Source organism: Microbacterium shaanxiense, from assembly GCF_054779995.1.
Genome location: NZ_BAAGXE010000002.1, coordinates 847,396 through 856,716 on the forward strand (window position 1 = coordinate 847,396; position 9,321 = coordinate 856,716).

Here is a 9,321-nt window from a genome sequence, read left to right on the forward strand (position 1 = left end):
GATGCCGCTCGGGGATCAGTACCAGTTCACCGACTGCGAGTGACCCCACGCCGCGCACGGGCTGCCGTACGCGCGCTGGATGTAGTCCAGGCCCCAGCGGATCTGCGTGGTCGCGTTGGTCGCCCAGTCGGCGCCGAAGCTGGCCATCTTGTCGCCGGGCAGCGACTGCGGGATGCCGGTGGCGCCGCCGTCCTGGTTGTAGGCCTGGTAGTTCCAGCCCGATTCCTTCTCCCACAGGAGGTTGAGGCATTCGAACTCACCGCCGCCCCAGCCGTACTGCTCCGAGGCGATGGCCGCTGCGGTCGCCCTGGCTCCGTCAGGGGTGTTGGCGCTGGCGAGGGCGGCGGCCGCGGCCTCGGCGGCAGCGGCCTGCTTGGCGGCTTCGGCCGCAGCCGCGGCTGCAGACTGCCGTTCGCGCAGTGCGGCCGCCTGCGCGCTCACCGACGCGATCTCGGTGCCGGCCTTCACGCGCACGACGGGCAGCTCCAGCGAGGTGAGGGAGTCGACGTCGTCGAGATCGTCCATGGCCTGCAGCAGGCCGGACGTGTCGACCGCGGTGGTCGCCTCACCGAGGTCGAGGCCACTCGCCTCGGCCGCGGAGACCGCGGATGCCGCGTCGGTCAGAGCCGCGCGTCCGGCGACGACGGCCTCGGCTGCGGCGGCCTTCTCGATTCCTGAGGCCTTGGCGTCGACGACTGAGGACTGCGCGGTCATGGCGGCGACGGCAGGGGCGGCGACGGCGATCCCGGTGGCGGCGAGCACGCCGATGGCGAGCGAGATGCCGAATCGACGGCGGCGGGCAGGGGAGTGCGAGGTGGTCTTGAGCATCACGAACGTAACGATCCTTAGGGTATCCGGGCCGCTTCGGGGCGGCATGCGCGCCCATCGGGTCGGACACGCAAAGTAACGATTCTGCATCAGTGGTTCTGTGCAGAACCTCCGCGTCCCCTGGATGCGAGGTGTGAGCCCGCCCTCGTCAGTCGGCCGGACGACCGGCGGTCCGCCGCTGCCTCGTGGCCTCGTAGAGGATGGCGGCGGTCGCGTTCGCGGCGTTCAATGACGACGCGTGGCCCGTCATCGGGATGCGCGTCAGCACGTCGCACGCGTCCTTCCAGGCCGCCGACATGCCGGAGTGCTCGTTCCCCGTCACCAGCAGCGTGGGCCTCGTGAGGTCGACGTCCCACACGTCGAGCGTGCCGTCCTCATCCGTCCCGACGATCTGGATGTCGACGCCGTCGGCGCGCAGGCACTCGATCCATTCGAGTGCGGGATGGATGCTGGGGAGCCGGACCGTCGGCGTCATGATCGCCGATCCGGTCGACGCCCGCAGCGCGCGCGGGTCGTAGGGGTCGGCTGCGTGTCCGGTCACGATCACTCCATGGCCGCCCAGCGCATCGACCGATCGCACGATCGAGCCGATGTTGCCGGGTGAGGCCGGGCGATCCAGGGCGACATAGAGCGCGTCGTCCGCGACCGGCAGACGGGAGAGATCGTCGGAGGGAATGGCGACGATCAGCAGCAGCTCCGGAGGCTCCTCGTCCTTCTCGCCGAGTTCGACCATCAACTCGGGTGCGACCAGCCATGACGCGGCGCCGGAGGCCTGCACGGCGGCGATCGTCTCGGACGCCCATGCGGAACGCCCGTTCGCGTGAGTGATGAGTATCGCTCGTACTTCGAGATCGGACTCCAGCGCGAGCCTGATCGGACGCACGCCCTGCACGATCATCTCTCCTGCGCGGTTGCGCTTGGTGCGGTTGCCGAGAAGCGTCTCCCAGTACTGGAACGTGGCGTTGCGAGTAGAGACCGCCTTGGTGCTCGACGCCTGCGCGGTTCTCGAGACCGGCTTTCTGCGGTGCTGGCGGGGTTGCTGCGGCATGGATTCGAGCGTACCCGGACGCTTCCGAGAAATTTCAGTACTCACTGTTGCTAACTACCGGTACTTAGTGTTACCGTCTACTGGTAGTCAACATCACTGAGTAGAGGAAGGGAAGTGATCCGATGGGCAATCAGATGACCGAGATGCTCAAGGGCACGCTCGAGGGCATCGTTCTCGCGATCCTGTCCGTCCAGCCGGCGTACGGGTACGAGATCACGGCGAGGCTTCGCGACGAGGGTTTCGCAGAGATCGCCGAGGGCACCGTGTACGCGCTGCTCGTCAGGATCGAGCAGCGAGGTCTCGTGGACGTGGAGAAGGTCCCGTCCGAGAAGGGCCCGCCCCGCAAGGTCTACTCCATCAACGCGCAGGGACGAGAGCAGCTCGTCGAGTTCTGGGGGACGTGGAGTTTCCTCGCAGAACGCATCGAACATCTCCGCAGCACAGACACCGTCACCGACAGCACGACCATCGAAGGGAACTGATCATGGCAAGCAAGTGGATCGAAGTGGTCACCGGATCGCTCGAGCAGAAGAAGCAGTACAAGCAGGACAAGGCCCGCATGGACGCTCTTCCGGAGCCGTACCGCACCGCCGCCACGGCGATGAACCGGTACTTCATGTACTACGGCGGCATCACCAGCGGCGACACTCTCGCGCAGATGTTCACGGATCTCGTCGACCTCTGGGAGCGAGCGGCCGTCGACGGCACTCCCGTCAAGGACATCGTCGGAGACGACCCGGTGGACTTCACCGAGACCTTCGCCAAGTCCTACCAGGGCAAGGAATGGATCGACAAGGAGCGCGCCCGCCTCAACAAGGCGTTCGACCAGGCGATCGGAAAGGAGACCCGCTCATGACCACCGCAGCCATTCAGGTGCGCGGCATCCGCAAATCCTTCAAGGACCTCGAGGTGCTGCACGGCGTCGACTTCGACGTCGCATCGGGCAGCATCTTCGCCCTCCTCGGTTCGAACGGCGCGGGCAAGACCACGCTGGTGAAGATCCTCTCCACCCTGCTGAAGGCGGATGCCGGCACGGCGGTCGTCCACGGATTCGATGTCGCCGCGTCGCCGAACGACATCCGTGAGTCGATCAGTCTGACCGGTCAGTTCGCCGCCGTGGACGAGGTGCTCACCGGACGGGAGAACCTCATCCTCGTCGCGAAACTGCGGCACATGAAGGACCCGGGCGGGATCGCCGACGACATGCTGGCTCGTTTCTCGTTGACGGATGCCGGCGGACGCAAGGCCGCCACGTACTCCGGCGGCATGCGTCGGCGGCTCGACATCGCGATGAGCCTGATCGGCAACCCGCCGATCATCTTCCTCGACGAGCCGACGACCGGTCTCGACCCGCAGGCGCGGATCGAGGTCTGGGACACCGTACGGGGCCTGGCGAAGAGCGGCACCACCGTGCTCCTGACGACGCAGTACCTCGATGAGGCGGAGCAGCTGGCCGACCGCATCGCGATCCTGCACAAGGGCACCATCATCCAGAACGGCACACTCGCCGAACTCAAGCAGCTTCTCCCGTCGGCGAAGGTCGAATACGTCGAGAAGCAGCCTTCGCTCGAGGATGTCTTCCTCGCGCTCGTCGGTGAGACGGGCGAAGCAGAGGCCTCAGCATCCACAGGAAAGGAGCTCTGACATGACCTCTCACGTTCTCAGCGACACCCGGGTCCTCACCGGCCGGTCGCTCACGCACATCCTCCGCAGCCCAGACACGATCATCACCACGGCGGTCACCCCGATCGCCCTGATGCTGCTGTTCGTCTACGTGCTCGGCGGGGCGATCAACACCGGCACCGACGAGTCGTATGTCAACTACATGCTCCCCGGCATCCTGCTGATCACGATCGCATCCGGCATCGCGTACACCGCGTACCGGCTGTTCCTCGACATGCAGGGCGGCATCTTCGAGCGATTCCAGTCGATGCCCATCGCTCGTTCGAGCGTGCTGTGGGCGCATGTGCTCACATCGCTGGTGTCCAACATGATCTCCGTCGTGATCGTCATCGGCGTCGCATTGCTCATGGGGTTCCGCACCGGAGCATCCTTCGGCGCCTGGCTCGCGGTTGCCGGCATCCTCATCCTGTTCACGCTCGCCCTGACCTGGCTCGCAGTGATCGCGGGGTTGTCGGCGAAGACGGTCGACGGGGCGAGCGCGTTCAGCTACCCGCTGATCTTCCTCCCGTTCATCAGCTCGGCGTTCGTGCCGACCACCTCGATGCCAGGGCCTGTCGCCTGGTTCGCGGAGCACCAGCCGGTCACCTCGATCGTGAACAGCATCCGCTCGCTGTTCGCGGAGGAGCCGGTGGGCTCCGGCATCTGGGTCGCTCTCGCGTGGCTCGTCGGCATCCTCGTGGTCGCCTACGGCTTCTCCATCGCGATCTACCGCAAGAAGATCAGCTGATCGCCCGCCCGGGCCCGTTCAGGTCGCAGTTCCTGTCGCTTTCGCACGCTGAGAGCGACACGAACTGCGACCTGAACTGCGTGCAGCCCGTGGACAGCGGGCCGGTGCAGTGCAAGTGTTGACGTTACTGACGGTGATCCAGAAGGAGCAGAGATGTTCGAGAACTCCGATGCATTCAGCGGCATGTCCTCCGATGACATCGAGGCATCCCGGCGCTTCTACGAAAGCGTTCTCGGCCTCGAAGTCAGGGACGAGGGCATGGGCGGGCTGATCTCCGTGCAACTGCCGAAGGGCGGTGCGGTGCTGATCTATCCGAAGGACGACCACGAGCCCGCGACCTTCACCATCCTCAACTTCCCCGTCGCCGACATCGACGCGGTCGTCGACGAGCTCGTCTCCAAGGGCGTGAGCCTGGAGCGGTACGAGGGGATGGGCCAGGACGATAAGGGCATCGTGCGCGGCAAGGCCGCCGGGCGCGGACCGGACATCGCCTGGTTCAAGGACCCGGCGGGCAACATCCTCTCGGTCCTGTCCGACTGACGTGACCCGCCGCTGATCGGCTCACTCGGACGACGACGCGAACGAGTCTTCGATCGCGACCATCCACGAGATGCCGAAGCGGTCGACGAGCATGCCGAACTCGCCGCCCCACGGGGCTTCACCCAGCGGTATCGTGGCTGTCCCGCCGGCGACGAGACCGTCCCATGCGCGGTGCAGGTAGTCGGTGTCCACTGAGCCGCCGCTGAGCGAAACCGAGATTCCCTGCGGCGTCTCGTACTCCATGCCGGTGGGGGTGTCCGACGCCATGAGCACGAGCCCGCCCGGAGCGTTCAGTTGCGCGTGCATCACGAGGTTCTCCTCGCCTGCGGCGGTCCCGCTGTCGGGCATGTCACCGAACGTGCTGACGGCGAGATCTCCGCCGAGGACGCCTTGGTAGAACTCCATCGCCTCACGGGCGGAGTCGCGGAAGGACAGGTAAGGGTTGAGGTTCGGCACGATCGCTCCTTCATATGAATGCGTGGATGCAACCAGTGTGCGTCGCGTGCCGCCGATACTCAATGCTTCTCGGCGCCGGTCACTCCACGAGCTTGCCCTCGGACGACACGTCGCGCATCAGGTCCTGGATCTCGGCGGGTACCGGGGGGATCTCCTCGCGCGTCACGCCGGTCGCCGGCGACCAGACCAGGTTCACCTGCAACGTCGGATCCTCGTCCGGGAAGTCGCTGCGGTTGTGGGCTCCTCGGGTCTCGCGGCGCTCCAGTGCTGCTTCGAGCGTGGCGCGCGCAGCGACAGCCGAGCCCTTGAGGTCGAAGGCGTGCGCGAGGTCCTGGAACCCCGCGATGTCGGGATGGATGCCGACGTCCTCCATCCGGCCCTCGATCAGATCGATGTCGGCGAGGCCGGCGCGCAACCCTTCCGCGGAGCGCACCACACCGGCGTGCTCGGTCATGGTGTTGCGGATCGCGCGCTGCAGCGCGCGCACGTTCTCCCGTCCGTCCGACGCCAGCAGGTCATCGATCTCGGCCCGCGCCTGGGCGATGGCCTCGGGCGATCTCCGCTGTGCATCCAGAGATGAGGCGTGCGCGATCGCCGCCTGACCGACGATGCGCCCGTACACGAGCAGCTCGATCAGGGAGTTGCCGCCGAGGCGGTTCGCGCCGTGCAATCCGCTCGACGCCTCGCCGATCGCGTAGAGCCCGTCGACGTCGGTGCCGTGATCTTCAGGGCGCACCCACACGCCGCCCATCGAGTAGTGCGCGGTCGGGGCGATCTCGATCGGGTCGGTCGTGATGTCGAGCATCTGCAGCTCCATCATCGTCTGGTACACGCGGGGCAGCCGGGTCATGATCGTCTCGCGGGGGAGGTGCGAGACGTCGAGCCACACGCCGCCGTTCTCGGTGCCGCGACCCTCCTTGATCTCGGTGTACGCGGCCAGTGCGACGCGGTCGCGGGTGGAGAGCTCCATCCGTTCGGGGTCGTACTTCGCCATGAAGCGCTCGCCGAGGGCGTTGCGCAGGATGCCGCCCTCGCCGCGGGCGGCCTCCGAGATGAGGGTGCCCGCCGCGCTCTCGGGCTCGATGATCCCGGACGGATGGAACTGCACGAGTTCCGGATCGCGCAGGCGCGCGCCGGCGTCGACGGCCAGCCGGAACGCGTCGCCGGTGTTCTCGTCGCGTCGTGACGAGGTGCGGCGCCAGATGCGCGTGTGCCCTCCCGCGGCGAGGATCACGGCATCCGCGTGGATGAGGTAGCGCGTGCCGTCGCTCTGATCGAAGCCGTATGCACCGAACACGACGTTGTCCTTCACGAGGATGCGCGTGATGTAGATGCCGTCGAGGATGGGCACGTCGAGCTGCTCGGCCCGCCGCACGAGGGTGCGCTGGATCTCGAGCCCGGTGTAGTCGCCCGCGAAGGCCGTGCGACGGAAGGTGTGCGCGCCGAAGAAGCGCTGAGAGATGCGCCCGTCGTCCTCGCGCGCGAAATCCATGCCCCATCGTTCGAGGTCTCCGATGCCGCGCTCCGCGCCCCGCGTCACGACCTCGACGGTGTGCGGGTTCGCGAGCAGGTAGCTCTCCTTGATCGTGTCGGCGGCGTGCTGCTGCCAGGTGTCGTCGGCGTCCATCGTCGCGAGGGCGGCGTTGATGCCGCCGGCTGCGAGCGCGGTGTGCGCGTCGCCGCGAGGGCGTTTACCGACAGCCAGCACGTCCACGCCGCGTTCTGCCACCTCGATCGCGGCCCTCAGGCCGGATCCGCCGGTACCGATGACGAGGACGGTGGTGGAGATCTGTCGTTCGCGAGTGCTCATGCGTCCACGCTAAGAACTTCTGGTCGATAACTCCAATGCATAGTTTCACTTGTCCTGATAGCGTGAAAGCATGAACCTGGAGCAGTTGCGCGGCTTCGTCGAAGTCGCCGATCTCGGACACTTCACACAGGCCGCGGCGAAGCTGCACCTCGCGCAGCCGTCACTGAGCCGCCAGATCTCGTCGCTCGAGGTCGAGCTGGGCGCCGAGCTCTTCCATCGTGCTCGTGGCAATATCACGCTCACCGATGCGGGTGAGACGCTGCTCCCTCGTGCGCGGCGGATGCTGGCGGATGCTGACACCATCCGCGCGGAGATGGGGGAGCTCGCGGGGCTCCAGCGGGGGCGCGTGCGCCTGGGCGCGACGCCGACCCTCTGCATCAGCCTCGTCGCCGAGGCGATGGCCGCATTCCATTCCGCGCATCCAGGTGTCGAGCTGCTGCTCACGGAGGCGGGGTCGAACGTCCTGATCGAGCAGCTCGCCGCTGGCACCGTCGACATGGCGCTCATCACGCTGTCGGACGCGCTCCCGGTGTCGGGCTCGGCGCTGGTGCGCACTCCGCTGCTCACGGAGGAACTGGTGGTGGTGTCGTCCGCCGAGCATGCGCCGGTCGCGGAGGAGGGGATCGATCTCGAGGCTCTCTCACGCCTGCCGCTCGTGTTCTTCGCCGAGAGTTACGATCTGCGTGCGGTGACGGATTCCGCGTTCCGCGCGGCCGGCCTCGCACCTCTCCCAGTGGTCGAGGGGGCGGAGATGGATGCCGTACTGCGCTTCGTGGAGCGGGGCCTCGGCGTGGCCGTGGTGCCGGCGATGGTGCTGCTCGACAGGCCCACTCTGCGCTCTGTGCGGCTGATCGAGCCGAGGCTGATCCGCACGATCGGCCTCGCGCACCGCTCGGACGTCAATCCCACTCGTGCCGCCTCCGCGATGCGCCGCGTCATCGCCGCCACGGCACGCGAGCTCGTCGAGCGCGATCCCGCGACGATGGCGCTGGTCGCCGGGACGCCGGGCGGTGGCTCCGGAGCAACAGGCCGATGATGACGCGATCATCGGCCGGGCCGTCGCGCATACTGCTGCCCGCTGTACTGGTGATGCTCTTCGTGCTGTCGCCGCTGCGATTCGCGCCGCCGCCGCCCGCGGCCGGTATCGAGTCGGCGGTGTCCAGCAGATGACCGAGGAGGCGTTGCTGATCGAGTTCGCCGTCGGGTGACGGCATCCGCTCAAGCGGGCTTGTCCGCCCGAGGGTGCAGAACACCGGATGCTGCGCCCAGCGCCGCACCGACGAGGGTGTCGATGACCCGTTCCACTGCGACGTCCATGGATCCGATCTCGCCGGTCGCCGCGCCGGTGAGGAGCAGTACGAGCGGCGTGATGAACACCAGCGCGAGGGCGTAGTTGCGGATCACCACCAGCTCGATCGTGAACTGCAGTGCGCCGAGCAGCAGCGCCAGCCACAGCCCCGACGGGTGCAGCAGCGCCAGCAGCGCATACGCGCCGACGCCGATGACGGTGCCCAGCATCCGGTGCAGCCCGCGTTGGAACGCCGCCCTGCGGGCTGCTGCCACGCCGATCACGGCGACCGCCGCGCCGACGATCCAGTAGCTGCGGCCGGGATCCACGATCGTGGCGAGCAGCACCCCGAGCACCGAGACGATGACGACGCGCAGCAGCAGCATCCGCGCGTCGGCATCCAGCGCCGGCCCGGGGAGCAGCTCGCGCAGCGGCCGCGCTCGTCTCGCTCGCACCCGCGGCAGCAGCAGAGGTGTGAGCGCGACCAGGTAGGAGAAGGCGACGCCTGCGGCGAAGGCCGCGACGTACACGAGCGGGGCGACAGGGGCCGTGGCGATCACATGCGCGGACAATCCGAACACCAGCACGAAGAACAACGGACCGGGCGGGCCCAGTCGGAACCCGAACGCCAGTGCCGCGCTGATGACGGCGACGACGATGACGCCGACGCTGACCAGCCACGCGTCGTGGGCGACGAGCACGCCGAGCGCGGCACTGACGATCAGCCCGGCGCCGACGAACGGCAGTACTCTGGCGCGTTCGACCACGGGCGAGAATCCTGCGAACAGCACGGTGAAGGCGCCGGAGGCGGCGATGAACCCGAGGACGGGTTGTCCGAGCATCGTCATGAGGGTGATGGGCACGGCGAATGCGAGCGCGGCCTGAAGCCCCAGCTGCCATCGAGGTCCTGGTGACGGGCCGAAGGCGAAGAGACTCACATC

12 protein-coding genes are annotated in these 9,321 nt (G+C 67.5%); 7 read left to right on the plus strand and 5 right to left on the minus strand.

Annotated elements, in window-relative coordinates; translation table 11 throughout:
• Positions 1–15: 15 nt before the first annotated feature.
• Together ACYVG2_RS09045 and ACYVG2_RS09050 are read right to left on the minus strand one after the other, a co-directional pair.
• Positions 16–828, minus strand: a complete 813-nt coding sequence (locus ACYVG2_RS09045; protein ID WP_460780772.1) for an aggregation-promoting factor C-terminal-like domain-containing protein — start codon at positions 826–828, stop codon at positions 16–18.
• A 148-nt stretch (positions 829–976) separates the two neighbouring features.
• Positions 977–1,876, minus strand: a complete 900-nt coding sequence (locus tag ACYVG2_RS09050; RefSeq protein ID WP_460780656.1) for a TrmH family RNA methyltransferase — start codon at positions 1,874–1,876, stop codon at positions 977–979.
• 122 nt (positions 1,877–1,998) lie between these two features.
• Between ACYVG2_RS09050 and ACYVG2_RS09055 the strand changes: the two genes are divergently transcribed.
• The 5 genes from ACYVG2_RS09055 (at position 1,999) to ACYVG2_RS09075 (ending at position 4,826) form a co-directional block, all read left to right on the plus strand.
• Positions 1,999–2,358, plus strand: coding sequence for a PadR family transcriptional regulator (locus tag ACYVG2_RS09055; RefSeq protein WP_448966372.1), 360 nt, complete (start codon positions 1,999–2,001; stop codon positions 2,356–2,358).
• Between the two features lie 2 nt (positions 2,359–2,360).
• Positions 2,361–2,732 (plus strand): DUF1048 domain-containing protein, encoded by a 372-nt coding sequence (locus ACYVG2_RS09060; RefSeq protein ID WP_460780657.1) that lies wholly within the window; start codon positions 2,361–2,363, stop codon positions 2,730–2,732.
• Positions 2,729–3,520 carry an ABC transporter ATP-binding protein gene (locus ACYVG2_RS09065; RefSeq protein ID WP_460780658.1) on the plus strand — a complete coding sequence of 264 codons (792 nt, stop codon included), beginning with the start codon at positions 2,729–2,731 and terminating at the stop codon, positions 3,518–3,520. Before ACYVG2_RS09060 ends, ACYVG2_RS09065 begins: the two co-directional genes overlap by 4 nt.
• 1 nt (position 3,521) lies before the next feature.
• Positions 3,522–4,286, plus strand: a complete 765-nt coding sequence (locus tag ACYVG2_RS09070) for an ABC transporter permease (protein WP_460780659.1) — start codon at positions 3,522–3,524, stop codon at positions 4,284–4,286.
• Between the two features lie 153 nt (positions 4,287–4,439).
• Positions 4,440–4,826 carry a VOC family protein gene (locus ACYVG2_RS09075; RefSeq protein WP_460780661.1) on the plus strand — a complete coding sequence of 129 codons (387 nt, stop codon included), beginning with the start codon at positions 4,440–4,442 and terminating at the stop codon, positions 4,824–4,826.
• A 21-nt stretch (positions 4,827–4,847) separates the two neighbouring features.
• Here ACYVG2_RS09075 and ACYVG2_RS09080 read toward each other — a convergent pair whose 3' ends face one another.
• Positions 4,848–5,282, minus strand: a complete 435-nt coding sequence (locus ACYVG2_RS09080) for a VOC family protein (protein ID WP_460780662.1) — start codon at positions 5,280–5,282, stop codon at positions 4,848–4,850.
• A 79-nt stretch (positions 5,283–5,361) separates the two neighbouring features.
• The gene (locus ACYVG2_RS09085; RefSeq protein ID WP_460780664.1) at positions 5,362–7,092 is read right to left on the minus strand and encodes an L-aspartate oxidase; all 1,731 of its coding nucleotides are present in this window, start codon (positions 7,090–7,092) and stop codon (positions 5,362–5,364) included.
• A gap of 70 nt (positions 7,093–7,162) precedes the next feature.
• Here ACYVG2_RS09085 and ACYVG2_RS09090 point away from each other — a divergent pair, with 70 nt between their 5' ends.
• On the plus strand, positions 7,163–8,128 hold the full coding sequence (locus ACYVG2_RS09090; RefSeq protein ID WP_460780665.1) for a LysR family transcriptional regulator: 966 nt from the start codon (positions 7,163–7,165) through the stop codon (positions 8,126–8,128).
• Positions 8,128–8,262: a hypothetical protein gene (locus ACYVG2_RS09095; RefSeq protein ID WP_460780666.1), complete on the plus strand. Its 135-nt coding sequence runs from the start codon at positions 8,128–8,130 to the stop codon at positions 8,260–8,262. The genes ACYVG2_RS09090 and ACYVG2_RS09095 overlap by 1 nt, the downstream gene beginning before the upstream one ends.
• A 48-nt stretch (positions 8,263–8,310) precedes the next feature.
• On the opposite strand, the gene ACYVG2_RS09100 is transcribed toward ACYVG2_RS09095, so the two are convergent.
• On the minus strand, positions 8,311–9,318 hold the full coding sequence (locus ACYVG2_RS09100; protein WP_460780667.1) for an FUSC family protein: 1,008 nt from the start codon (positions 9,316–9,318) through the stop codon (positions 8,311–8,313).
• Between the last annotated feature and the right edge of the window lie 3 nt (positions 9,319–9,321).